Raw genomic sequence first — 469 nt, 5'->3', positions numbered from 1 at the left:
GCCGGTCGATCTGCCGGTCGAGGGCGCCGCGAGTCTGAAGGCGGCCGTGATCCCGGTGGTGCTGCATTATTCCACGGCCGACCCGCTGGCCTGATCCAACCGACCACAGGAGAACACGATGGCACGAGCCCAGGGGGCGCGGGCGCTGATGGCGCTTGCGTTCGAAACGACCTATGGAACGCCGCCCGCGAGCGGCTTCACCCGCATGCCCTTCGCCAGCACGTCGCTCGGCGCAGAGCAGCCGCTGCTGAACTCCGAGCTTCTCGGCTACGGCCGCGATCCTCTGGCGCCGATCAAGGATGCTGTGACGGCCGACGGCGATGTCGTTGTCCCGCTCGACGCCGAGGCCTTGGGCTTCTGGCTGAAGGCGGCGTTTGGCGCGCCCACGACCACGGGCGCGGAGGCGCCGTACAGCCACGAGTTCCAGTCGGGGTCCTGGACGCTGCCCAGCATGTCGATCGAGACCGGC

Annotated in this window: 1 protein-coding gene and 1 pseudogene; both read left to right on the top strand. The window is 69.3% G+C overall.

What is annotated here, in order from left to right; all coding sequences use genetic code 11:
• Positions 1–94: pseudogene (locus tag DRV84_RS16120) on the top strand (acyl-CoA transferase); the annotation flags it as partial.
• Positions 95–118: 24 nt separating this feature from the next.
• On the top strand, positions 119–469 hold a 351-nt coding region (locus DRV84_RS15270), incomplete at its 3' end, for a phage tail tube protein (RefSeq protein ID WP_239995111.1).

Origin of the sequence: Rhodosalinus sediminis (assembly GCF_003385555.1) — a bacterium.
GTDB lineage: Bacteria > Pseudomonadota > Alphaproteobacteria > Rhodobacterales > Rhodobacteraceae > Rhodosalinus > Rhodosalinus sediminis.
Note: the sequence above shows the minus strand (reverse complement) of the source record. Positions and strands in the feature narration are given on the sequence as shown.